Origin of the sequence: Pseudomonas auratipiscis, assembly GCF_036324085.1 — a bacterium.
In the GTDB taxonomy this organism is placed as follows: domain Bacteria; phylum Pseudomonadota; class Gammaproteobacteria; order Pseudomonadales; family Pseudomonadaceae; genus Aquipseudomonas; species Aquipseudomonas auratipiscis.
This window is the reverse complement of sequence record NZ_JAZDCU010000006.1, coordinates 222586-246912: the sequence shown is the minus strand read 5'-3', so window position 1 is coordinate 246912 and position 24327 is coordinate 222586. Positions and strand designations below refer to the sequence as shown.

The following is a 24327-nucleotide window of genomic DNA, read 5'->3' as shown; positions in this document are numbered from 1 at the left end:
TTCATGGAGCGGTTACTGTATAAGCACCGTTTTTTCGAAATTATCTGAAAGCGTTACTTGGTCTCTGAACGTAATTGCTGATAAACAAGATCAACAATTTCCCCACCAGGCGAATACCCACTAACGCTTTCACGAAGCAATTGCCTCACTTGTATATAGTCATCATCGGATACTGCCTGAATTAACCTTGACAGTTGGGTCTTTAGGGCTTCCCAACCGAGATAATCTTCCGTAGCACTCATGATCATTGGATGCTGAGTGGGCGAAACATTCTCCCCAATCAACAATTCTTCGTAGAGTTTTTCTCCTGGACGTAAACCTGTGAACTCAATGGATATGTCCCCGTGTGGATTACGTTCAGAGCGCACACTCAAACCTGAGAGATGGATCATTTTTTCTGCAAGCTTCGCAATTTCAACCGGCTCCCCCATATCCAATACAAACACATCGCCGCCCAGTCCCATAGAGCCCGCCTGAATAACTAACTGGGCGGCTTCAGGAATCGTCATGAAATATCGTGTTATCTTGGGATGGGTTACGGTAAGAGGGCCGCCCGCTTTAATCTGCTTATGGAAAAGCGGAATTACTGAACCGGAAGAGCCCAATACATTGCCGAAGCGTACCATGGTGAATCGTGTTTTATTAACGCGAGCAACGTTCGCTGAGTCGCCAAACAAGACGGGGGCAAGCTCCTTGCTCAAAGCCTGCAATGTCATTTCCGAAAGACGTTTTGTACTCCCCATTACATTGGTTGGTCGCACTGCCTTATCAGTAGAGATGAGAACAAAGTTAGAGACATTAGCCTGAATAGCTGCTTGTGCAGTATTCAACGTGCCTAGCACGTTATTTATCACGCCCTCTGCAATATTATGTTCAACTAAAGGCACATGTTTGTAAGCAGCTGCGTGATAAACAGTATCGACGCCCCACATCTCCATCGTGTCGTAGAGGTGTTTCTGATTGCGCACCGAGCCAAGGAATGGAAGGAGCCTTATCGGCAGGCTTTCTCGGATGATACGCTGCTCTATCTCTCCAAAAATACTGTAAAGGTTGAACTCACTGTGTTCGAATAACAGCAATGCAGTAGGTTTGAGCGCAATAATTTGTCTACAGAGTTCTGAGCCGATGGATCCCCCGGCGCCTGTCACCATCACAACCTGACCAGTGATGCAGTGCTCGAGTAGATTATCTTGCGCAGGCACTGCATCTCGCCCCAACAAATCAGCGATATCGACCTCTTGGATGTCATCAACTTTCACGCGGCCACTCGCCAGGTCCATGAATCCAGGCACACTTCTGACATGCAACGGAAAGTTCTCAAGGAACCCTAAAATCTCTCGGCGCCGAGCACGTGTTGCTGAAGGAATCGCTAACAAGATCTCTTCCGCGCCGGTCATATCGATCATTTTCTGAATATCTTTACCGTGGAACACTTGCAGGCCAGAAATAATACGATCCGCAACACCGCTGTCATCATCAATAAATGCGACTGGCCTCATGGCTCGCCCGACCCGTAAAGCAGCTACCAGTTGATTACCTGCCGCACCTGCACCATAAATAGCAACTTTCGGTAGACCATTATCACGATTAGTAAATGGCACATACTGACTAGCTGCAAACCAGTCGCCCAAGAAGTATTGTCGCATGATCAAGCGAAGACCACCGATCAAAACCATACTGAGCCACCAATAGTTGAAAACGATGGAGCGAGGTACGGTCGCCGTATGATTACTATGCCAATAGACCACTAACGAAAGGAGTAGAGAGGATAGGGAAACTGCCTTGCATATTGTAATCAGCGCATCATTACCGAAATAGCGCATCACAGCCCTGTACATACCAAAGCGGATAAAGATCGGGATTGCCACGATCGGAGCGCAAAAGAATAACCAGAAATGTGTCTGTAACGGCTCGTAAAACCCGTCGACCCCGAGACGTACCAGGAACGCAAGCCAGAGCGCCACCCAGACTAATACAATGTCGGTTGCCACTTGGAGGGCTCGCTTGTAGCGCCGAGGCATCATCAGCATGCCTGTACGAATCCTGTCCATCATTCGCTTGCTCTCCTGACTACGCACCAAACTAAATCCTTTCTGTACCATTAGTATTCGAACACTCCCACTTCCTTCAGTGCCCCTCTGTGCGGGAAGGCGCTGAAGAAAACTGCCAGGCAACCGCCCGGCCGGCCGCGACAATCCAATCTACGTTGTCGTCGCTTGCGCCATAACCTTAGACAGTACGTCACAGGTCTTTTTCATTTCCTCATCAGTCAAAGTGGGGTGTACAAGAAACATCAAGCTAGTTTCACCCAAGATCTGTGCAACGGGTAAACGGGTCTGCGGCCGCCAGTCCGTACCATCAAAAGCCTTTTCCAAATAGACCTCGGAGCACGAACCCGAAAAACATGGCACACCCTGATTCACCATTTCGATGATGATACGATCCCGACTCCAGCCTTCTCTGAGGGCCGAGGGCTCGACAAAAACGTAGCATTTATAGGCGGCGTGCACACTGCCCAGCGGTAACGAAGGCGCGCGCAAAGCCTTCAACTGCCTGGCGCAAGCCCAAATGCGCTCGGCATTTTTCAGACGCCGTTCATGCCACTCAGGCATCTTACGCAGCTGGATCCGACCGATCGCTCCTTGGACTTCGAGCATACGCCAGTTCGTGCCAAAGCTCTCATGCAGCCATCTGAAACCAGGCTCATGATCACGCTCATAGACCGCTTCCCAAGATTTGCCGTGATCCTTGTAAGACCACATTTTCATCCAGAGATCGCGATCATTGGTGGTAACCATCCCACCCTCACCACCGGTGGTCATAATCTTGTCTTGGCAAAACGACCAAGCACCAATATCCCCAATTGAACCTACAGCGCGGCCATTGTAACTTGCACCGTGCGCCTGAGCGCAGTCCTCAATAACCCGCAAGCCATATTCCTCGGCCAAGGCCATGATAGGGTCCATGTCACATGGCCAACCAGCGAGGTGCACACAGACGATTGCCTTGGTACGGGGTGTTATTACCGCCCTGATGGTAGATGCATCAACATTCTGTGAATCCAGATTCACGTCAGCGAACACTGGAACGGCACCGCAATTCACGATACTTGAGACGGACGCAAGGAAGGTTCTTGAGGTGACTACCACTTCGTCACCCAATCCAATATTCATGGCTTTGAACGCTACATCCAAAGCTACAGTGCCGTTAGCCATGGCTACCGCGTAATGGGTGCCTACCCAGTTGGCAAATTCTTCCTCAAACTGACGGCATTCCTGTCCGGTCCAATAGTTAACCTTGTTGGACAGTATGACATCTCGCGCGGAATTCGCTTCTTCTTCAGTAAATGAAGGCCAAGGCGAAAAAGGTGTGTTAAGCACAGTAAGATCCCCGAATGTTCAAGCAAATAGCGATAAAAAAACCGGCGAAATCAAATACTCAATTGCCCACCGGCCATCACGAATGCACCACTTCAGTGTTAAGGCTGGGCAGATCCGGCAAAGCCAGTGAGTACCGAGCGGACAAGCCAATTCACCGCTTGCTGCCTGTAAACTTTGACATAGTGACCTCACCTTGTGCACTGATTCCATCGCGCTTGAGTACCTTCTTTACTGTCAGCGCGATGATCTTGAGGTCCAGCCATGTCGAACGGTTTTCGACATACCAGACATCCAGTTCGAATTTATCCTCCCAACTCAGGGCATTTCTCCCATTGATCTGCGCCCATCCGGTAACTCCAGGGCGTGCTAAATGTCTCCGTTTCTGACGTTGATCGTACAAAGGCAGGTACTCCATCAGCAATGGCCGTGGTCCTACCAAGCTCATTTCGCCTTTCAACACATTCCACAGTTCAGGTAGCTCATCCAGACTGCTAGAACGCAAAAAACTGCCAAAGGGAGTCATACGCTCCGAATCAGGAAGTGGTTCTCCTTGGGCGTTGTATGCATCTCGCATCGTACGAAATTTGACCATTTCGAATGGAGCGCCGTTCAACCCAGGGCGGACTTGCCTGAATAGGACCGGGCTACCCAGTTTGCGCTTAATCAACCACGCCAAAAGTAAGATAACTGGCGAAAGCACGATTAAACCGAATAAAGCCCCAAGGAAATCCAAAATTCTTTTCATCAACGCCGCTCACAACAAACATTAAGACAGTCCGCCAAGCTGCCGGCCAACTTGTCAAAACCATGCTGAGTCTCCACATAACGTCGGCCAGCCTCACCCATCGCTAAGCGCTTTTCTCGGGACATCGCGATCACTTCTCGCGTGGCCTCAGCCAACGCCTCTGGATTACCGGGGCTAACCGTCAAGCCAGCACCAGCATCCTCCACAGGGTTATTACCAGCATCACAGCAAAACAATATCGGTCGTGCTCCCGCCATAAAATCGAATAGCTTGTTGGAACTGATGCCAAACTTGAACACAGGAGCATCAATTAGATTGAATACGAACGCATCGGCCTCAGCCGCCAGACCGGGGATCTCTCGTTTGGGGACTGCGTTCTCGAATGAGACTTTTTGCAGTCCCAGTTGCTCAGCCAAAGCGATCAGATCATTTTTGCACGGTCCGTTTCCGATAATTCGCAAACTCACATGCGCAGTAGCAGGGTCCGTTTCGAGTAACTTTTGAGCCTTGAGAACATTATCCAAGCCGTTTGCCGGACCATGCGCACCAAAGTACATAACTGTGAATTTCTCTGAAACGGGCCTTTCAGCAGGCTTCGGGAAATCTTCGAGGTCTACCCCATTTGGAATCCAAACAACCTTCTCCGCATCAATCCCCATGGGCGTAATGTATTCAGAGGCTTTGGGTAATAACACCACAATACGTTTTGCCCTTTTATAAAGCCATTTTTCCAGCACCCGCAGGGCGCGAGCCGTCAGGCTCTTGTCCCGCAAACGACCCATGTCAATGAGCGTCTGCGGCCAAAGATCCCTTACCTCAAAAACGAAAGGTACTTTATGCCTCCAGCCTAGGATCGCACCGGCAGCGGCGGCGAAAGGGTGAACACTGGAACCAATGATCACATCTGGCTTATCCAGTGCGGCGAGGGCACCCGGTTTAAGCACACTCAGGGAGTACTCAAGCATATTGCGCATGCGCGCTGCTCCATTCCCCTCATATTCCGTTGTTCTCAACCAAAGAAAAGGAATTCCGTTGTAGTGATCAAGCCTACTCTTCTCAGCCACCGCCAATCGTTGTCGCCCCGATTGATGTTCAACACTTGCCGCAATTATCGAGGCCTTCCACCCATATGCGCGAAGGCTCTTTGCCAAATGATAATGGCGAGTACCACCGGCTCCACCAGGCTCTTGAGCATAATGGTTAAGAATCCAGACATTCTTCATACTGCCATATCTCTCAACAAGCACTGAACAATTCGTTCAGCTGCATTTCCTTCGCCGTATGGCTGAATCGACGCCCCCTTCGTGCCTATAGCTGCGCGGATCGCAGAGACCACGACGTGGCTCTCAACGGGCGATACAAGACTATTCCAACCAGAATCTACCAACTCGACCCATTCGGTTTCATCTCGCAATGTCACACATGGGACACCATAGAAAAATGCTTCTTTCTGTACTCCCCCGGAATCAGTAGCAATAAGCCCGGCGTACTTTTCCAACTGGACCATATCTAGGTAACCGATAGGATCAATCATCAGAAGATTGGTTGGAATATCAGCCAACAGCCCCTGTTGCTGCAAGACGGCCCGAGTTCTAGGATGCACAGGCCAAACGACAGGCAAATCGGTGCAAACCTCCTGAAAGGCCTCCACAATTGCGCGCAGTCGGACTGGATCATCGGTATTTTCAGCGCGATGAACAGTCGCAAGTATATATTTCCCGGCCTTTAGGCCTAAACGCTCAATCATTCGACCTTCGACATTGACACGAGATCCGTGGAAAAGAGCAACGTCATACATCACGTCCCCCACAGGAACTATCTTCTCTGACGATATTCCCTCTGACAGCAAATGTGTCTCAGCCGCTGTGGTCGGGGTGAATAGCCATTTGGATACGCGATCAGTCAAAATCCGATTGATTTCTTCCGGCATTAACATGTTGAAAGATCGCAGACCGGCCTCAATATGGGCAACAGGCACATGCAGTTTCACCGATGCCAACGCACCCGCCAAAGTAGAGTTGGTATCCCCGTAAACTAGTACCAGGTCCGGATTTTCGGCGAGAATCACCTTCTCGACCTCAATCAGCATGCGCCCTGTCATATTGCCATGGCTACCGCCGTGGATATCCAAAAGATGCGCGGGACGGTTCATGCCCAGTTCGTCGAAGAACACATCGGACATATTTGCGTCGAAATGCTGGCCGGTATGGACGACGACCTCCTCGACACCCTCACATTTTGAGATGTAATTGGAAACGACACTAGCTTTAATAAATTGGGGGCGCGCTCCCAGAACGGTAAGAATCTTCATGATTTTTCCTTATCAAAAATCTGCTTGTAAAAAGCAACGAGCTTCAGGGATTCGTTACCCCAATTATATGTAGAGCGGACCGCTTTTCGACCATTCTCACCCATGAGACGAGCGGCTTCTGAGTCATCCATTAGCGAATCAATTGCTTGAGCAATGGAGACTGGGTTCATTGGATCGACAAGCAACCCACACTTACTTTTTTCTATGATTTCCCGCCACAGGGGAAAATCAGAAGCTATTACAGGAATACCGGCAGCCATGTACTCAAACATTTTCACCGGGAGCGCGTCCAAATAATTGATAATCGGATGTAATGTAACTAATCCAGCTCGGGACCGATAAAGCGTGTCGCGAACCCCGTCTCGATTAAGAAAGCCAAGCAATTCGCTTCGCCCCCAACCAGATGAGTTCTTAATTCTCTCCTCTGTTACCGAGTCCATAAACTTACCAGCCAACAGTAACTTCGTGTCAGACTTGACGAACGCCATCGCATCTACGATCTCGCCAACCCCTCGAGGCACCGCAAAACCACCAACGTAACATACCTCGCTTGACTTCTTAGACCATTCGACCCCAATCTCAGCGAGTTCCTCAATCATCGGATAGTTGTTGATGGCTACTACAGCAGAATTGACGTGCTTAAATTTTTCGCAAATAAAAGGAGTGGCAGCAATAATTCCGTCAAGTTTCGCGCACGCCCAGCGCTCATATGCTCCAACACAGGATGAAACCAATTTCTTGGAGAATCGGCCAAGGTACGGCTTAGCAAGAATTTGTTTCGGAACATCCTCATGGGAGTCGAAAATAACTTTCTTTCCCCGCTTTTTTAGCGAAAGACCGATCGGCAAAAGTTCAGGGTCATGCAAGTGATAAATATCTGCATCTACCTGATTAGCTTTTTCAAGGACTCTTTGGGTGGTCCTGAAAATACGATTGATACGACCAGGTAACACTCCAGCATCAACAATTGAAACACCGCCCTGAAGTTCATCGCCTTTACCATCAGCTACCACTAATGATACAGAGTACCCTGCCTTCGACAACGACACACATTCCTTGTAGAAGATTCGTGTATCGTAACGTGGATGAACCGATGTTAGGTGACAAACTTTCATCTCATACTCTTATGACTGGCAAACAATAGTTCTTCAGATTACTCAGGAGTAAACCCGAATACGCTTCCCCGTAACTTTCGAAACCAAGGCCTGAACTGCTTTAAGCATCCGGTAACGAGCATCCCACGTTGGAAAATCTGTATAATTATGAATAGGAGCTTTCATAAAATCATCAAACTGGACACGACTGATTTTTAACTTCTTACAAAAATAAGCAATATCAATTTCCAGCTCATCAAGATCATAGAGGGGCTCAGCAAGCTTGGCCACAGCTTCGTCTCGGGTCATTTGCCCGGAAACGATCAAACTAGACAAATGGGGCAACCGTTTGTCAAACCCAAATTTTGTTGGCAAATAGTAGTTTTGAAATAGCTTTGTAAACTGAGACTCACCGTGCTTCCGTGCGTAGGCCTTATAACCCACAGTGCGTTCAAGTTCTTGGAGCGCCTGCCCTTTGTCATACGGCATAAAGTCAAGAGGACGTACCGTACGCATTTTTTTTACAATTGGATACCAAAAATAATAATCAAAGAAACTAATAGTTTTATAGTTCCTCAGCTTACGTTCCCCGTATCTTCTATGGATAGCCTTGAGATTGATAGCATCCATTGCTGTACCGTGCCAAGTTCTAGGGAAAATACCCTCAGTTGAAATGTTACCGCCAGACAATATGTATTTAATTCCATTTTTAGTAGCGAAATGGTAAAGACTTGCGAAAAAAATGTGGTCCTGCGGCACATCTTGATTAGAGATCCCCGCTTTAAGATACGCCAGATGCAGGTCCCGCATGTCTTCCCAATCTACGACATGGGTGTGGAGGTCATATTCACAGTGCTTTACAAGCGCTTCGATATTCGCCACTGCCAATTCACTGTTCCAGCCAGCATCGACGTGTACAACCAGAGGCCGCAAACCCCAATCTTTTACCTTTATAGCGAGATAAGAGCTATCAACACCGCCACTTAGTCCTAGAATACAATCATATTCTTGACCTTTGCCCGCAGCTTTTATTTGCTCTACAACTTTGGTCCAACGAGCAGCTCCCTCCTCGTTTGGAAACCAATTTTTCTTTGTGACCGACTCAAACTCCAGGCAATGATTACAGACGCCCGCACCATCGAATACAATTCCTGGATCACTTGTATCCATTACACAACGACTGCAAACCTTGTATGACACGCTTTCAATATTCATTCATCAGCTACCAATGATCAGGCTGGCGCTAGGGCTCAACCTTATGTAATTCACCCAAGGCGCAGCACACCGATTACAGATGTAAGTACAAAACGCCTCAAAAATTAAAAACTTTAGGGTAGTTAATAAGTACCGCCCTATGCTTACCATGAAAAACAAACATACTTCCGGCTGCGACAGCCGACGCCCCACCTTCTTTTACAGCTTGAGCTAGGTGCTCAGGCGTGCCAGCGCCACCACAAGCAACGACCGGAACATTTACTTTTTCTGATACACTTTGGATCAAGCCAATGTCGTAACCGGCCATCATTCCATCACGATCGACGCTGTTTAAGAAAATTTCTCCTACACCAGCGTTGACTAATCTTTGAACATGCTCGTCCAACGACACCTTAATTTCTACAGATGCTGATTTCACGACGACGCGATATCCGCCAAACAACGTCTTTCGCACGTCCACCGCTCCAACGACCGCCTGGCTTCCAAAGAGTTCTGCAGCCTGACGGATAACATCCATCGACTCCGCTGCGGCGCTGTTGATCACCACTTTTTCGATACCGGACCGAATCAGCTTGCGAACCTGATCAATTGTTCGAATACCACCACCGTATGCCATTGGCATGAATGCCTCACCTGCCATCTCCTCAATGAGTTCATAGTTCGGCTCACGCCCCTCGCGGGAAGCATCAATGTCCAATACGACGATTTCATCCACCTCTTTGTCGCTGAAAATTCGCACCGCGTTAACCGGGTCGCCGATGTAAACCGCATCTTTGAATTTTCGGGTTTTAACCAACCCATTATCGCGAACAAGCAGGCAGGGAATTACTCGAGCACGGTACATTCATTCACCCTTTACAAACGAAGCGAGGAGTTTTTTTCCAAAGCGATGGCTCTTTTCAGGATGGAACTGGACACCCGCAATATTATCGCGCGAAACGCCCGCAGCAAAATCGATACCATAGTGTGCTTTTAGCAGTACATCCTCTTGATTCTTTGGCTCCATGAAGTAGCTATGCACAAAATAGAAACGACTGTCCGCTTCCATTTCTTGGGTTAGGCGATTCTCCATCCCAACGGGGGTCACTTGGTTCCAGCCCATGTGGGGAACCCTTAAACCAGGCATGTCCGGAAAGCGCCTCACCTCCATGTCCAACCAGCCCAATCCGGCTTCATTGCCTTCAGCACTGGTGTGGCCGAGCATTTGCGCTCCCACGCAGATCCCCAGCAACGGCGTTCCCTGCTCTAAAACTTTGTGTTCCAATATTGGGATCAGCCCACTTGCCCGCAGATTCAACATGCAGGCATCAAATGAACCATTGCCGGGAAGTATAATACGTTCAGCCTGTTCGACATCTTCCGCCTGCCGGCTAATCTTGCAGCGAACACCAACACGCAGCAACATATTGGCTACTGCTGAAATGTTACCTATGTCGTAATCGATAATAACGATCAATTCCGTACTCCGAGGCTGAAACGATAGGACATGCCAAGATAAACTAGGTAGAGCGTGGCATAGCCAACACTGTAGACTTGCAGCGCCACGTCGTAGCCACTGAGCAACATCAGACTTGCGCAGGTCACCAACAGCAAAGCAACCTGCCAAAATAGATCCAAATGTTGTTTACCTGCGATATAAACCATGTAGCTCAAAGGGCTAGCAATGAACCGCAGAGCAAAGACAGGCAACATCCAGATAGCCATAATCCCCGCTTCCCGCCAACTCTCACCAAAAGCTAAGGCAAAAAGATGTTCGCTCCAAGGTACCATCACTGCACAAAACAAAAGAGAAGCCAGTAACAACACTTTGAAGGTACGCAGGTATTCAGCACGACACTCTCCGCGCTCTCGATAGCTGGTCGCTGCATGCCGCTTGAATACGTCAAGAACGGCCTTACCCAACAGCCCGATCGGTGCCCCGAGAATCTTCATGGTCATCGCAAGCAGCCCCCCCACTTCGGCACCAAAACGACTGGTAACAACAAGGACCGGAAGCTGTGCTGCCGCTGCGTTAATGGAGTCCGCGGGCAAAGAAAAGATAGGAAAGCGCTTGTGACGCCTCCAGAAATCGATAATGGAGGACACACAGGTTCCTGCAGGAAATCTCCCTGTTGGCATCAGCCAGGTTGAAGCGACTACAGCAATCAGCACGCCCGCAAAGTGCCCCATGGCCAAGGCACCCGCAGTGGCGAACTGAAAACCCACCAAAATCTGGATGAGCGTTACAGTTGCTGCTTGTATCAAACGCATCCCGGACAGGCTGCGATAATTACCTTCCGCAGCAGCCCAGGATTGCCACGTCACAGCAAATGTCAGGGCGAGAGCGGTGGGCACGGCGCCAACGACCAAAACCCATGGAACGCCTTTGAGCAACTCCGGCAACAACGCCATTGCCAATGCAACGCCAAGGCCTGCCACGAGCGCCATCAAACACGCCGTGACCAAGGTTGCCAGGACAGCGATCCTTCTAGGCTCGCCATCTGGCTCAATCGCCAACGCCGTTTCGAAGCGGGCGCTCAACACTACACTCAACAATGTAACCAGGCCAAGCCAACTGGCAAAAATTCCGAATTCGGCAGGTGAGTAAATTCGCGCTATCACCAATGAGCCTAGAATCGGGATTACCTGAGCGAGCGTCGCCCCCGTCAAGACAGATGCAACACTTTTCCAGTAGTTACTCACTGGTCATCCCCTGACGCCGGATTTGGGTCGTGCCATCGGATTCGACAACAATAATTAGAGAGTCAAATCGCCGATATTGAAGCTTCATGCGTGGACCGTACTGACTTCAGCCAAAGCAGCAACGATACGTACAACTTCTTCTTGCGCAAGGTAGGGGTGCATCGGCAAGCTCATCACCCGCTCGGCCACTGCGTCGCCAACAGGCAGGTGAACGGAGTCATCACTCACAGCGGGTTGTCGGTTCAACGGGATCGGGTAATGAACGGCAGTTGGAATCCCTTTCGACTTCAGCTGCGATTGAACGTCATCGCGCTGATCAACCTGAACGGTAAACTGAGCCCACGCACTAAGGCTTTCAGGTGCCACAAAAGGACTGGAAATCCCGACCGCCTCCAGTTGAGAACTGTAATACCCAGCTACTTGCTGACGCAGAGCAATCTCTTCCTCGAAAATATCCAACTTGGGCAACAATATCGCAGCCTGCAAAGTATCGATGCGACTGTTCACTCCTACCCGCACGTGGTGATAACGACGATCCTGACCATGCCGGGCGACTTGCCGAATCACCTTCGCCAAATCTTCATCGTTGGTGAATATCGCGCCACCATCTCCGTAACAACCCAGTGGCTTGCTAGGGAAGAAACTGGTGCACGAAACGGTGCTGAGATTGCAGGAGCGCCGGCCCTTGTAGGATGCACCAAAGCTTTGCGCCGCATCCTCAATCACTGGGATGTTGTACTTAGCGGCAATAGCATTGATGGCATCGAAATCGGCGCATTGGCCATACAGCGACACCGGGATAATAGCTTTGGTACGCGGGGTGATTGCGGCCTCAAGCAATTGCGGATCAAGGTTATACGTACGAGGATCAATGTCGACGTAGACCGGCTTGGCACCCAGGAGGGCCACGGTTTCGGCGGTGGCAATGTAGGTAAAGCCCGGAGTGATCACTTCATCACCTGGGCCAATGCCGAAAGCCATCTGCACAATCTGCAGCGCATCGGTTCCGTTGGCGCAGGTGATGCAGTACTTGGCACCGACGAAGGCGGCCAGACGCTCTTCTAGCTCTTGAACTTCAGGACCCAAGATGTACTGGCCGTGACTCAGGACACGCTGGATACCGGCGTCGATCTTGTCCTTGATTCGAGCCTGCTGGCTCTTCAGATCGATAAATTCAATCATGATTCTATGTCCACCTTGTTCAGGGCATTACCATTGAGTACATAGCGCGCACCGGTATGCGAGCATACAGCTTCGCCTTTCGCATCCAACTCCAGCTGCTCGCCAAATTCGCTCATCCAGCCGATCTGCCGGGCAGGGACTCCGACCATCAAGGCATAGGCTGGGACATCTTTATTGATTACTGCGCCGGCGCCTACAAAGGCGTATTCACCAATCGTCACGCCGCATACGATGGTGCAGTTAGCACCCAAGGTGGCGCCCTTCTTTACCAGCGTGTCTCGGTACTGATCCTTACGCTCGATCAACGACCGTGGATTGTAGACATTGGTAAAAACCATGCTCGGGCCGCAGAAGACGCCGTCTTCGAGCACAACATTGTCGTAGACCGAAACGTTGTTCTGGACCTTGCAACGGTCACCGATCACGACCTTGTTGCCGACGAATACGTTCTGTCCAAGCGAAACACCGGCACCGATTTGGGCGCCGCTACACACGTGCACGAAATGCCAGATCCGGCAATCTTCACCGATTTGCGCGCCTTCGTCGACGATGGCGCTGGAGTGCTGGTAATGACTCATGGCTGTAGACTCATTTTGAACTAAGGGTTATCGAACACGTGCTGCAATTGTGTCGCAGCGAAGCGGCCATACAGACGAGCACCGACTTCATTCAGGTGGTGGCTGTCACGGTAGATCAGCCCACCCTGCAAATAAGGCGCCTGCCCAAAGAAACTGCTTTCTGAGAAGTTCAGGAAACGTACGCCTGGCAGACCTTTGCCCAGCGCTTCGACCTGCTGGTTGGCAACACTCCATTCCTTGTTGAAGGATAACGGCGCCGGTAGACCGAGCTCAGTAAAGCGACGCACCCTCATCACATCGGTCTCAAACATCGGAATCTGTGCAAGCACCAGTACCTGCTTGTGGGCAACTGCGCTTTGCGTCAGGAACCGCTTGAGTGCATCGACAAACGCCGGGCTTTGCATCTGATATTGCCACATACCGGCAATTATTATTTGGCGCGCAGTCGGCAACTCCGCAGAAACGGCCTGCATCTGCGACAAACAAGCTTTTCGTGCCCAGGCAGGCAAGCGCTCAACATCGAAACCGGGAATCGGCACGCAGCTGCTCCCGGTCAACACACGATAGGCGGTGTGGGTCTGATTGCCGACCTCATCAAAAAAGAAATTGAGCTGGGCGGCATGGCTATCGCCAATAACCAGTACAGACGGCTCAACGTCGGCACTGCCTCGCTTGCAGGCGCCAACCTGAACACCGTGACAAATTTGCTCAGGCGGTGCATAGCGGGTCATTTCCACGGGCAGCGGCTCAACCAACCAGCCATTCATCTGCCTTGCCAAGGCTACAAGGACAAAAAAACAGATTGCAGCGCCTATCCATTTCGGCAACTGCTGACATAGGCCACTGACCTGACGAATTGGGGTTTCAATGAAACGGTACGAAAGCCAGGCAAAGAGGAATGAGCAGATGACAAATGCAACCAGCCAGGGCAATGTCAGTTCATATTGGCCGGTGTAGTAGCGAACGAACGCCAAAATCGGCCAATGCCACAAATACAATGAATAGGAAACACCACCGACCCAGACCATCGGTGCGCTGGCGAGCAGGCTGTTGACCGGACCACGACGCGCGGCAATGACCAGGGCTGCACCAAGACAGGGAAGCACAGACCAGAATCCGGGAAATCCCTGCTTATCTATCGCCACGACGCTGAAAGTGACGAGCAGGGCGCCAACGAAACCGAGAATACTGGCCAACGACAATGGCAACTCACGCCCCTTGATCACCAAGGCGACCAACGCCCCCAGCAGAAACTCGGGGATTCGTGCGCTCAATGAAAAGTAAAGCTTGCCCGACTTGTCTTCGAGCGCTTGAAAACCACTCCAGATAAACAAAGCAACGGCAAGCAGCACAAACGCCGGCACCAACCATCGGCGTGGCAGGCAGACAATGAGCAGCGGAAATATCAGGTAAAACTGCATTTCAATGGCCAGTGACCAGGTATGCAGAAGTGGTAGCTCTTCAACACGCGGCGCAAAGTAGCTGCCGAAATCAGCGAAATAGCTGTTGCTGGTAAACAGGCTTGCCGACCTGAAGCTCTTGTAGAACAGGTCGAAGTCCGCTGGCAATAATAGTATTGCTGAGACCGCCGCGACCACGGCCAGCATGACAAAGTAAGCCGGGAGAATTCGCTTTATCCGACTGCCGTAGAATGTCAGAAGATTAATGCTTTCACTGCGCTCGACCAGTAGCGCGGTGATGATGAAACCGGAAATCACAAAAAACACATCAACACCGATGAAGCCGGCGCTCAGCCAGGCACTGTTGGCGTGAAATGCAAGCACCGCCAGCACGGCAACGGCACGCAAGCCCTGGACATCCAGCCTGATGGTATTGTGCGAACGCGCGCTCTGCGCAGCATCCAGCAGTTTGGAATTATCTCTAGACACGCGTAGCTCGCCACCTTGCTGTTGAATCACATCACTAAGCAGGGGTGGCGCTTAAAGGCCACCCTCTTGGACCACTGACTCAGCGCTTCAGCGCAGCGACGAATGGGTGAGCCTCGTTATCAGTGGCGCTGACGATGGCTGCACTGCGAATGGTATTGACCGTCTCCACGCAGTGGCGCGCATCTTCGATGCCGTAACCACGACCCGCGAGGATCTCCTCGTAGCTGGTGGTGTGCAGGTCAGTGAAGCCCTCGGAGAATTCCATTTCTTCACCGTTGACAGTGATGGAACGGTAGGTTGGCTTCTTGCCCTTGACCGATTCTGGCAGGTCATCGGCATCGACCGAAAGGAACCAGCGTACTCGGGCTTTCTCGTACTCAAGGTAACCAGCCGCCTTGTGCTCGTTGGTGAAGTGCACAACGTTGCGCTGCAGCTTGCCGAAGATAAAGTGCAGCATGTCGTAGAAGTGCACACCAATGTTGGTGGCTACGCCAAACGACTTGCGTGGATCGCCTTTCCAGCTTTTCAGATACCAGTTACCGCGCGACGTGATATAGGTCAGGTCGACCTCATACTTGTGCGGATTGTTTTCGCGAGCAACCTTGTCTTTCAGGTTGATGATCGCCTGGTGGTGACGCAGTTGCAGGATGTTGTACAAACGCTTGCCGGTTTCCTGTTCGATCAAGACCAATTGATCAAGCATTTCCGGAGTCGGCACCAGCGGTTTTTCGCAGATGACATCGCAGCCCAGGCGCAGGCCAGCGGCGATGTGCGGGTAGTGCAGGTAGTTCGGCGAGCAGATAGCGACATAGTCCAGCGCAGTTGCCGGGTCGCGCTTGAGGTTGCAAGCGTGATCGTAGAAGAACTCGAACTCGGTAAAAAACTCACTCTGCGGCGAAATGCTGTCGATGATGCCGACCGAATCGTTGATATCGTAAGCAGAGACCAAGCGATTGCCAGTGTCTTTGATAGCGCGCATATGACGAGGTGCGATGTAGCCAGCAGCGCCTATAAGTGCAAAGTTTTTCATGAAGGGTCCTTATAAAACGAATTAATCCGCCTGGCCGGGAAGCACAGGCGGATCGCAACTTCGGATGACGCAATCAAGCTTTGATGATGTGAGCTGCCGGGGCGCGGTACTTGCCGCGACTGTCCACAATCAGCTTGGCCTTGGACGCGATCAGTGCGTAATCGAACTTGTCGTGATCGGTGGCCAGTACCACAGCGTCGAAACTTGCCAGGTTTTCAGCGGTCAGTGGCTCGCTGCTCAGCTCAAAATGATGCTCGCGCATTTTCGGGAAGTCAGGCACATGAGGGTCGCTGTAGGCAACAACGCCGCCCTTGGCTTCGATCAACTCCATGATTTCAACGGATGGCGATTCACGCATGTCGTCGACATTCTTTTTATACGCGATGCCGAGCACCAGGATTCGGCTGCCTTTGAGTGCCTTGCCTGCGTCGTTGAGACCATCCATCAGTTTGCCCAGGACGTACTCAGGCATGGCTTGGTTGACCTCACCGGACAACTCGATGAAGCGGGTGTGCAAGCCGTATTCGCGCGCTTTCCAGGTCAGGTAGAAAGGGTCGATCGGGATGCAGTGGCCACCCAGACCTGGGCCAGGATAGTAAGGCGTAAAGCCGAACGGTTTGGTGGCAGCTGCATCGACGACTTCGAAAATGTCGATACCCATGCGGTCGGCAACAATTTTCATTTCGTTGACTAGGCCGATATTTACAGCTCGGTGAATGTTTTCAAGCAGCTTGGTCATTTCAGCTGCCTTGGTGGAGCTCACCTGCACGACTTGATCGATTGCTTGTTCGTAGAGCGCGACGCCCACCTCCAGGCAGTGCGGCGTGTGACCGCCGATGACTTTCGGGATGGTGCGGGTTTCAAAATTCGGGTTGCCCGGGTCTTCACGCTCAGGGGAGTACACCAGAAAGATGTTCTCACCGACAACCAGACCACCTTCCTGCACACGCGGCAACAACTCTTCTTCAGTGGTACCTGGGTAGGTCGTGCTTTCCAGCGATACCACCTGTCCAGCACGCAAGTAAGGCTTAAGCGCGTCGGTGGTGTTGATCACGAAACTCATGTCCGGCTCGCGATACTTGTTCAACGGGGTAGGCACGCAGAGAATCAACGCATCGCACTCGGACACACGAGTAAAGTCGGTCGTTGCTTCGAAGCCACTCTGGCGTGCCTTGGCGATGTTGGCGGCGGGGATATGTTCGATGTAGCTCTGACCGGCATTGAGCTTATCGACCTTAGCGTCATCGATATCGATGCCCAGGACATTAAAGCCAATAGCGTTGTAACGCAGCATCAGTGGCAAGCCTACGTAGCCGAGACCAACAATACCAATCAAGGCCTGCCTGCTTTTGAACTTCTCTACTGCTGTTTGTTTAATGTCTGTCATTTCTCGCAACTCACCTTGAATTAACCTACCCTTGCGCGCCGTTTATGCCACAGAGGGCTTCACTCCCTAAAATTCGTTCGACATACGAGCGAACCGCATGCCGCCCTTACGTCTCGCTTAGCTGCGGCCGGAACTGTCCAGATCGACATAGCGCCACATGGGAAGCCCTATGAAAGCAGCTGCAATCATAAGGACTCACCCACCAATGTTCTATCGAAGTTTGCATGAATGGCGATCTTATCTGCTAGCCGGAATCCAACATCAAAAGGGTCACACCAAAACGATGTCACCCTAACATCATCCAGTTGCAGAGGTAGGATCTCTTTGATTTCTCGTTTCGCTGCCGACCATACCTGACGCCACCACTCGCTCAGCAGAGCCCTCAATTTCAAGGGTTTTGAGATGACGTAATCTGGTTTTTATCATCCCGCGTGCCAGTGCAATGATGGCCCCAAGCACAAGCCCTGCAACCAATGCAAATAAGACAATCAAGACTTTACGTGGTTTGACTGGACGGTTCGGTGCTACTGCCTGTTGATCCACATCGACCAGTCGTAGCTGCGACATATCTGTATTGATACCTTGAAGGCGCATACGCTCTACACGCAGTGATTCGATGCCTTCAAGAAACAGCGTTTCATTTTTTCGGGCCTTAAGCGTTTCAACCTTACGATTGGACTCCAATAGGATCAACTGCTTGCGAATCTGAGCGACCCGGGGCGATGTAAAATCATCTGAGCTACGCTTACGCAAAGTATTGCGCTCAGCTTCGAGGGCATCGGTGCCCAAGAAGTACATGGGAATCTGTTGATTATTCACCTCAGTGCGGATCACGTTTGCACTACCCAGCGAATCTTGCCCCATGGATGATGGGGTTGACGGCCTTCTGATACCTAGGCTTCTCGCGATCGAGATTGCTTCATCAAGCTGGGCCAAGCGAGCCTCGCGTTGCATTTTCAACTGAACTCGCAGCGCCTTTAATTCATCCTGCAACTCTGCTCGCTTAATATCGTCACTTTCCACTAACTTGGCAATTCGGCTTTCTTTCTTAGCACCATATTCCACTTCAGCGGACTTGAGCTGGTCATCTATTTCCTGAAGGCGGTTACCGATAATCACCTGGATATCTTGGGTCAACTGAGCCCGCTCGCGCGATATAGCATACGCCACAAAATCATTGAGAACAGAGACACCATCCACCCCCTCTTCATAGCGCAAGTCTACGCCAATAAAGGAACTTAATGGATTTGCTTTCTTAAGGTCAGGCTGAATTACTTTCAAACTACCTGAATTGAAGTTACTGAAGGCTTGTTCTGGAGACTGCCCCAGTGAACTGTAGGCCTCGACCAACTCAGGTCTGGATCGGAAAAAGCTCCAGCGGGCATCATACGAATCTAATGTAGCCCCGAGCCGCTTCAGCGCTTTGTCCGGTGGCAGACTATAAACTTTGGATCGGTTCAACAAGTCGAGGTCGTTCAACGCAGCGGGACGCAATACCGCACTCACTTCGTAGATCGGAGTAATCATATATGCGTAGAAGCCGCCCAACACTGCGCATAATACCCCGGCACCGACGATCAGCGCTTTACGCCGCCAAAGCACTTGAAGGATATTAAAAAGATCAATCTCATCTTGAGCATGATGCACTGCTGAAACGCGAGAAACACTAGTCACTGCTTAGGCCTGTCTGTTGAATGGACAACACTCACTCAAGACAGGCGTCCTTGGACCATAGCTCGGCAGATCGCAGAGTCATCCATCAGTACAATCCATGTCATCAGTGACGGGGGCGCTATTCTCGCACCATCCGTCACCTCACAACAACCTCAAGTGGAGTCTCTTTGCTATCAAGGCATCCACGCTATGCTCAGGCAACTCTGCGTCTGACCCATACATCCCGACCCAACGCAACTACCACCCCAAGCCCGAGGCCCACTAAAGCACTCAGCAGTACAATTATCACCTTCCGAGGTTTTACCGGCTTGTCTGGCTGATCAACTACACCATCCTGCTGATACACCGCAATCAGCGAAGGATCGATTTTGAGGTTTCGGTAGAAAGTCAATTTTTCCTGCTTGCCTCGCAGCCCCTTGATAAACGGGTCGTCGGAAGCTCGCGATTCAAGGTTAGCAATTTCCGCCTCGAGCGCGTTGCTACCCCTCATATAGATGAGCGCTCCGTTCATTCCGGCTGAAACCTCACTGGAAACCTCGCCCGAAATAATCGGCGGCTTTTCAAGGCCAATTGAGCGGGCAACACGTAGCGCCTCCTTAAGTTGAACGATTTCGTCCTCGCGATGTTTGCGCGCGGTGACCTTGGCGCTGGCAATTTCCTGCTGAAGGTTGTCCGCTTTGACCAACGCCTCGCTTTGGTTGCCCCTAAGCACTTCCCGCTTGGCTTTGTCAGCAGCCATCTCAGCGTAAGTAGCCACCCAAGTCGCCGCCTGCTGAGGATCTTCGACGTTAGCCGTGATCACATATCTCAACGGAGAGTCTTTGGCTGCCATTCCAACCTTAAGCAAACCATTGAATTGGTTGTAAAGCGCATCACGCGAACCACTGCGCTCTTCCTCCCCCAGCGTCGTTAGATAGACTGTGCGGAAGAAATTGTTACGCACAGCCTCAGATTGCAGCGATCTGAGATAGACCTCATACACATCCTTGATAGAAAACAAGCCCAAGCCGGAATCCCCACCCCGACCATAATTCAACTGAGCAACATCATTCTGTGAAGGGGGCTGCACATACAGCTTGGCTTCGTAGACAGGTGAGGCTAGTGATGCATAGGCAATCCCTAAAATAGTGATTGGCAAGGCAATGATGGCAACCCAGATTTTTTGCCGCCAAATTCCTTGCACCAACTCAAACAGATCAATTTCATCGTCACCACGGCGCTCAGGTTCATTGCGCATTTATTCTAATTTTCCTTGGGTCCGTCTAACTGTATTCGTACTTGAGGAGCGCGATCGTCGGGCCTTGACTGGCCTCATCACCCCAGAGCCAGAAGATTTCCACCCTCTCCGATCTGTAGCGTAGCGGCATTTTGCCAACCTGCTCGCGACTTCTTCGAATTGCTGGTGCTCTCGCCATATTGGGAGCAATATCTGAAGTAGAACCCCAAAAAGCGCAATAAGTTCAATCGCTTCCGACCACCAACCAACCCATCTGCCAAGCGGTCAGTCGAACCCAGGGATCATCGCCTTCACCTCTCGCCCCACCTCAGCAAAACGTTGCAGAAGCGCTTCCCTCAACGCACGCTTCGCCCTGCCCTCTCCATGCACCAGCACTATTTCACTGGGTGGTTGCTCCATGCCGATTGCAAATTCGACCAAGCCCGCCTGGTCCGCATGGCCGGAATAGCCTTCCAGGGTGATGACCTTTGCCCGCACTTCGTACATTTGCGCATCAAGATCGATTTGAACGAATCCGGACGCGCCTTCGCTTGCCTGGATGACTGCTCCTGGGGTGCCTTTGACCTGATGCCCGACGAACACTACTTCATGGCGGGGATCACCCACCATGGCCTTGAGGTAGTTGACGATGCGACCACCCGAGCACATACCGTTGCCGGCGATGACGATGGCTGGGCGGCCGGTGCTTTTTAGATAGTTGACGACTTGTTGGTGTTTGGCGTGGGTGTCGATGCTGATGAGCTGTCGGAATCCCAATGGCGCTCGGCCTTCGCTGAGGCGTTGTCGGGCTTCATCATTCCAGCACTGGTGCAGGTCACGATAGGCCTGGGTAATGCGTTGAGCCAAGGGGGAGTCGAGGACGATCGGCAGTTGGGACCAATCGATGGACTGGATCAGGTCGGTTTCGCTGCCACTTTCGCTGGCATCGGTTTTCAGTAGTGCTTTGCGGTGGAGTATGTCTTCGATTTCGTACAGCAGTTCCTGGGTTCGGCCGAGGCTGAATGCCGGAATCATGATGGTGCCCTGGTCCGCCAGTGCTCTATCGATGGCAGCTTCAAGGCGTTGCTGGCGCTGCATGCGGTCAGGGTGCAGGCGGTCGCCGTAGGTGCTTTCGAGTACCAGGATGTCGGCACGCTCAGGCGGCTGGACGCTGCGTAGCAGCGGATTGCACGGTGCTCCCAAGTCTCCCGAGAAAACGACGCGGGTGTCTTTTTCAGCACCTGCAGATTGAACCTCGCATTCAACGTAAGAGGAGCCAAGCAGGTGGCCTGCGCGCTGTAGACGGATTCGACATTGGACGTTGTCGCGGTCTACCACTGAATGCCACTGACCATAAGGCAGAGGCAGGATGAGCTTTTGGATGCGCTCTATGTTGCGCTTCACTTGAGCCGGCTCGTTGGTGATGCCAAGTTTAAAGGCGTCTTCCAGCACAAGCGGCAGTAGCCGAGCTGAGGGATCGCTACACAGTATCGGGCCGTTGAAACCTGCCGCTAACAAGGCGGGGATGCGGCCGACATGATCGAGGTGAACATGGGTGACTACCAGCGCCTCGATACCACGAACATCGAAGCCCAGGTGCTGTTCGGTATCTTGTGCGTCAGCCCCTTGTTCGAGGCCGCAATCCACCAACAGACTGCAGTGATCATCCAGGTGGAGTTGATGGCAGGAGCCAGTGACGCCGCGGGTGGCGCCATGATGCGAAAGGGTTGGATAGCCCCTCATGGAAGGTATGCTCCAGGCTGGTAAAGAGGGCCGCTATAGTCCCATACCCTCCTCGGCACCAAACCCGGACGAATCGCACTCCCCTCTAGGAAAAGTCCGATTATCACGCAAGACCTCCTTAGGAGGTTGCTCGCAACCGACGCTTGCTACGCAGCACGCCATAAGCCCCGAGCAATGGGCCTATCGCCAGTCCGACCAGCAACGCGGCAACCACAGGAACTGCGACGGGCATTTCCGGCGCTGACCAACCAAACAGGACCAAGGCAACGGTCTGCTGGTTTTCCAGTACGAAAAACAGCACCAGTAACGCTAGCGCCAGAACAAACAATACCGCCAAGGCGCGCTTGAGATTACGCATCACTCGCCCCCTGGCATCCAGTCTGCATCTTGCTCTTCTTCATTGACGCGATCGCGCAGTTCTTTGCCAGGCTTGAAGTGCGGCACGAATTTGCCGTCAAGACTGACCGACTGCCCCGTCTTTGGATTGCGGCCTACCCGTGGCGCACGGTAGTGCAGGGAGAAGCTGCCAAAGCCTCGGATCTCGATACGATCTCCGGTCGCCAGGCACTGGGACATCTGTTCAAGCATGGTCTTGATGGCCAGCTCCACATCCTTGGATGAGAGCAGCCCTTGATGGGTGACAATACGTTCGATCAGCTCCGACTTCGTCATATTTTTCCCTTCTTTATCAAGCAGCTAGATCATTGCTTCATTGTTTTTAGCATGACCTGAAGGTTTTGAACAGGGTGGTTATTGACTTAATCGAAGAAACTTGTATCGGACACATCATGAAGAAACCCAAAGGACTTCACTGGCGGGTCTCGTCGAAGCAAGCGGGGGGCAATGTTGCAGCGACTTTCTGTGAAGGCCTGACGCATGGATTTCGCCACTGACAAGCAGGAACCGGGGAACGCACCCCGCCATCGGCGCCCTTGCAAGACGGTCATAGGAGTTAGCAAAATTGAAAAAGCCCTCTTAAAAGAGGGCTTGAGTCAGGGTATAAAAATTTCAGCCGACCCTGTTATTACCTTCTTACCGTTCGCCACGCACACTGTATCAAAGAAAACCCGCCGTTTGGAAATATCGACGGATGTTACTGTAACGGTAGCGGTAACAGTGTCATCTATATAAACAGGCCTCAAAAACGAAAGATTTTGAGATACATAAACACAACCTGAACCAGGCAGTCGCGTCCCGAAAATCGCAGAGAAGAAACCTGCAGACATTAGACCGTGAGCGATTCGTTTTTTAAATCTTGAGGCCTCAGCATACTCTTTATTAACATGCACAGGATTATGGTCACCACTCAGACCTGCGAACGACTTAATATCGGCATCAGTGATAGTTTGAGAATAACTGGCAGTCATACCCGGATAAATAGAATCTAATGGAATACTGGAGAAATCCATATCAACCACCCAAACCCTTTCTTCCCAACGGCTTGGCGGGATTGCCAACGACGGTATCGCCCGCTGAAACACTCTTGGTTACAACAGCCCCCATACCCACGATTGCACCTTCGCCGATTATGATAGGCCTCTCAGGCGTACCTTGTTTAATAATGGCTCCAGTGCCGATGTAAGCATGATTTTCTACTATTACATTGCCGTTGCATTTTACACCGGGTGCGAATGTAACAAAGTCACCAATAACACAGTCATGAGCGACGTACGAATAAATATTCGCCTGAAAGAACTTACCAATCTTGGCATTTGAAGTGATGATTGTTAGTGGGCACAATACAGCCCCCTCACCAAATGAGTTGCCATCAAGGCGCACACCTGAAACAGCGTATATATTGAATGGCCTAGCCCCTCTACCTAACATAGCCTCGGCTACTCGCTCTCTCGTTCTCCCACTACCAATGGCAATATTGAAAAGATACTCATCTGCAGGAGTAGAGAAAAACTCTTCAGTACTTAATACTTCATAACCGTTAACAAGTTTTTCTGTAACACCATCATCGATAAATACAAGGCGGAATGCGTCCTGACAAACCATTCCTATATATTCCTTGGCGACAGGCATTACCTCCCGACCGAATCCCCCAGCGCCGACAATTCCGTATAGCAACATTCCAAGTCCTCACACGACTCAAGCGAAAATGGTAGGGGTTCTACCTAGATGAAGATCATATCGAATGATGCCACATATCAAGCACGCCGTGCTCGGGCACCTCGGGCTAAGCCAAAGTTTTGCAA

At 51.3% G+C, this 24327-nt stretch carries 22 protein-coding genes; all 22 read right to left on the bottom strand.

Annotated elements, in window-relative coordinates; genetic code table 11:
* Window positions 1–53: 53 nt before the first annotated feature.
* Window positions 54–2051, bottom strand: a complete 1998-nt coding sequence (locus tag V0R60_RS11115) for a polysaccharide biosynthesis protein (RefSeq protein WP_330079732.1) — start codon at window positions 2049–2051, stop codon at window positions 54–56.
* Between the two features lie 150 nt (window positions 2052–2201).
* Window positions 2202–3380 (bottom strand): DegT/DnrJ/EryC1/StrS family aminotransferase, encoded by a 1179-nt coding sequence (locus tag V0R60_RS11110; RefSeq protein ID WP_330079698.1) that lies wholly within the window; start codon window positions 3378–3380, stop codon window positions 2202–2204.
* A 151-nt stretch (window positions 3381–3531) separates the two neighbouring features.
* Window positions 3532–4125, bottom strand: coding sequence for a sugar transferase (locus V0R60_RS11105; protein ID WP_375547272.1), 594 nt, complete (start codon window positions 4123–4125; stop codon window positions 3532–3534).
* Window positions 4125–5348, bottom strand: a complete 1224-nt coding sequence (locus V0R60_RS11100; RefSeq protein ID WP_330079696.1) for a glycosyltransferase family 4 protein — start codon at window positions 5346–5348, stop codon at window positions 4125–4127. The genes V0R60_RS11105 and V0R60_RS11100 overlap by 1 nt, the downstream gene beginning before the upstream one ends.
* Window positions 5345–6436: a non-hydrolyzing UDP-N-acetylglucosamine 2-epimerase gene (gene wecB / locus V0R60_RS11095; RefSeq protein WP_330079695.1), complete on the bottom strand. Its 1092-nt coding sequence runs from the start codon at window positions 6434–6436 to the stop codon at window positions 5345–5347. The genes V0R60_RS11100 and wecB overlap by 4 nt, the downstream gene beginning before the upstream one ends.
* Window positions 6433–7551 (bottom strand): glycosyltransferase family 4 protein, encoded by a 1119-nt coding sequence (locus V0R60_RS11090; protein ID WP_330079694.1) that lies wholly within the window; start codon window positions 7549–7551, stop codon window positions 6433–6435. Before V0R60_RS11090 ends, wecB begins: the two co-directional genes overlap by 4 nt.
* A 42-nt stretch (window positions 7552–7593) precedes the next feature.
* Entirely contained in the window at window positions 7594–8745 is a 1152-nt protein-coding gene (locus V0R60_RS11085; protein WP_330079693.1) for an N-acetyl sugar amidotransferase, read from the bottom strand.
* A gap of 97 nt (window positions 8746–8842) precedes the next feature.
* Window positions 8843–9589 (bottom strand): AglZ/HisF2 family acetamidino modification protein, encoded by a 747-nt coding sequence (locus tag V0R60_RS11080; protein WP_330079692.1) that lies wholly within the window; start codon window positions 9587–9589, stop codon window positions 8843–8845.
* On the bottom strand, window positions 9590–10201 hold the full coding sequence (gene hisH, locus V0R60_RS11075) for an imidazole glycerol phosphate synthase subunit HisH (protein WP_330079691.1): 612 nt from the start codon (window positions 10199–10201) through the stop codon (window positions 9590–9592).
* A complete protein-coding gene (locus V0R60_RS11070) occupies window positions 10198–11427 on the bottom strand; it encodes a lipopolysaccharide biosynthesis protein (RefSeq protein ID WP_330079690.1) in 1230 nt (409 codons plus the stop codon). Before V0R60_RS11070 ends, hisH begins: the two co-directional genes overlap by 4 nt.
* An 84-nt stretch (window positions 11428–11511) precedes the next feature.
* Entirely contained in the window at window positions 11512–12609 is a 1098-nt protein-coding gene (locus V0R60_RS11065; protein WP_330079689.1) for a DegT/DnrJ/EryC1/StrS family aminotransferase, read from the bottom strand.
* A complete protein-coding gene (gene wbpD / locus V0R60_RS11060; RefSeq protein ID WP_330079688.1) occupies window positions 12606–13187 on the bottom strand; it encodes a UDP-2-acetamido-3-amino-2,3-dideoxy-D-glucuronate N-acetyltransferase in 582 nt (193 codons plus the stop codon). The genes V0R60_RS11065 and wbpD overlap by 4 nt, the downstream gene beginning before the upstream one ends.
* A gap of 20 nt (window positions 13188–13207) precedes the next feature.
* Entirely contained in the window at window positions 13208–15076 is a 1869-nt protein-coding gene (locus tag V0R60_RS11055) for an acyltransferase family protein (protein WP_330079687.1), read from the bottom strand.
* A 79-nt stretch (window positions 15077–15155) separates the two neighbouring features.
* Complete coding sequence (wbpB, locus tag V0R60_RS11050) at window positions 15156–16106, bottom strand: UDP-N-acetyl-2-amino-2-deoxy-D-glucuronate oxidase (RefSeq protein ID WP_330079686.1); 951 nt, start codon at window positions 16104–16106, stop codon at window positions 15156–15158.
* A gap of 73 nt (window positions 16107–16179) precedes the next feature.
* Entirely contained in the window at window positions 16180–17493 is a 1314-nt protein-coding gene (gene wbpA, locus V0R60_RS11045) for a UDP-N-acetyl-D-glucosamine 6-dehydrogenase (protein WP_330079685.1), read from the bottom strand.
* Window positions 17494–17790: 297 nt separating this feature from the next.
* On the bottom strand, window positions 17791–19167 hold the full coding sequence (locus tag V0R60_RS11040) for a Wzz/FepE/Etk N-terminal domain-containing protein (protein WP_330079684.1): 1377 nt from the start codon (window positions 19165–19167) through the stop codon (window positions 17791–17793).
* Between the two features lie 193 nt (window positions 19168–19360).
* A complete protein-coding gene (locus V0R60_RS11035; protein ID WP_330079683.1) occupies window positions 19361–20404 on the bottom strand; it encodes an LPS O-antigen chain length determinant protein WzzB in 1044 nt (347 codons plus the stop codon).
* Window positions 20405–20668: 264 nt separating this feature from the next.
* Window positions 20669–22126, bottom strand: a complete 1458-nt coding sequence (locus V0R60_RS11030; RefSeq protein ID WP_330079682.1) for an MBL fold metallo-hydrolase — start codon at window positions 22124–22126, stop codon at window positions 20669–20671.
* 118 nt (window positions 22127–22244) lie between these two features.
* A complete protein-coding gene (locus tag V0R60_RS11025) occupies window positions 22245–22484 on the bottom strand; it encodes a LapA family protein (protein ID WP_203542991.1) in 240 nt (79 codons plus the stop codon).
* Window positions 22484–22798, bottom strand: coding sequence for an integration host factor subunit beta (ihfB, locus tag V0R60_RS11020; RefSeq protein ID WP_203542992.1), 315 nt, complete (start codon window positions 22796–22798; stop codon window positions 22484–22486). Before ihfB ends, V0R60_RS11025 begins: the two co-directional genes overlap by 1 nt.
* A 320-nt stretch (window positions 22799–23118) precedes the next feature.
* Window positions 23119–23535, bottom strand: a complete 417-nt coding sequence (locus tag V0R60_RS11015; protein ID WP_330079681.1) for a MaoC family dehydratase — start codon at window positions 23533–23535, stop codon at window positions 23119–23121.
* Between the two features lies 1 nt (window position 23536).
* Window positions 23537–24202 carry an acetyltransferase gene (locus V0R60_RS11010; RefSeq protein ID WP_330079680.1) on the bottom strand — a complete coding sequence of 222 codons (666 nt, stop codon included), beginning with the start codon at window positions 24200–24202 and terminating at the stop codon, window positions 23537–23539.
* Between the last annotated feature and the right edge of the window lie 125 nt (window positions 24203–24327).